Source organism: Stenotrophomonas sp. 2YAF22 (assembly GCF_052114665.1).
GTDB classification, from domain to species: domain Bacteria; phylum Pseudomonadota; class Gammaproteobacteria; order Xanthomonadales; family Xanthomonadaceae; genus Stenotrophomonas; species Stenotrophomonas indicatrix.
This window is the reverse complement of sequence record NZ_JBFRFE010000905.1, coordinates 1-1,150: the sequence shown is the minus strand read 5'-3', so window position 1 is coordinate 1,150 and position 1,150 is coordinate 1. Positions and strand designations below refer to the sequence as shown.

The following is a 1,150-nucleotide window of genomic DNA, read 5'->3' as shown; positions in this document are numbered from 1 at the left end:
GTTCGTAGGTCTTGCCCAGGTAYGGCTGCGGGTCGTGGTTGATCCTGTCGTAGCGCGCCAGCGCAACCAGCTCGGACTTTTCATTGAGCGTGCGCTCGCGCAGCGAATCCCACTGCTTGGGCGAGCTCTCGAAATGGCGCTGGACGTTGGCGTGCTTGTAATCCTGCACGGCCCTGACAATCTGCTCGTCACTCAGCTCGGACAGCTTGTAATCATCACCATAGGCTTGTTTCAGGCCATTCTGGAATACACCACGGGTCATGTTGCGATACTGCACCGACGTGCTCCACAGCGCGTCCTGCACGGCAGGGCCGCGACCTTGCAGGTCCACGCCGACCTTCTTCAGGCGATCCATCTGCACGTCGTAATACTGGTGCTGGATGAAATCGTGCTGTTCCTGGGCGAAGCCCTTTTCGTCGCGTGCGGCCACCGCTTTCCAGCGCTCGCTGAAGGCTTCCGTCGCAGGCTTCAGGCCGTGGAACTGGTCCGCATAGCGGGACGACTTCAGGTACTCGTCCACCCCGCCAACGGCGCTGGCGAACTGGTAGCTGCCATAGGACACGCCGCCATGGTCACCCTTGCCCGAGGAAATCCAGCCTGGACCACGGTTGTCGGTTTCAAAACGGGCGGAGGTCTGGCCGCGATGCCAGTGTTCCATCGCCTTCCTTGCATCGGTCACTACATCCATGTCGAAGGACTCCTCTCAGTTGGCAATGCGGTGGATTGAGGTCACTTGCTCCGTGCAGCGGCCTGCAGCTGGTCAACGCGGTTGGCCACGCGGTTGATGCGGCACGACTGCGCGTCCAACCTCTGGCCCTGGCCATCGGTTTTGGGATCCCAGCGGCAATGGCGATTGGTGTCCGACCACCAGGCAGCCTGCGCATCCATCCAGTCATCCTTGGCCTTGCTGTCGGGACTTGCCACGACACCGGCGACGATCTCGGCCAAGCGGTCTTCCTGGTAACTCAACTCCTCGTCGCCACATGCCTGCAGGCGTGCTGTCACCGCTTCGCTGGCGTCCACGCAACGGGTGTACGTAGAACGCAGGTTGGCCTGGGTGTAGGAGGCATCGGGCAGCGGCGCGGGAAAGTCTTCGGCATCCGCGTCGGCATCGGCGGCTGCAGTTGCAGGCGTCGCGCTGGCCGGTGTC

General features: G+C 62.4%; 1 protein-coding gene and 1 pseudogene. Both read right to left on the bottom strand.

Translation table 11 applies throughout. The features are described from left to right. Positions 1-688 (bottom strand): annotated as a pseudogene (locus AB4Y84_RS22140) (peptidoglycan-binding protein); the annotation flags it as partial. A gap of 41 nt (positions 689-729) precedes the next feature. Further along, positions 730-1,150 (bottom strand): lysozyme inhibitor LprI family protein (locus AB4Y84_RS22135; protein WP_442250994.1); only part of this gene is annotated, 421 nt, incomplete at its 5' end.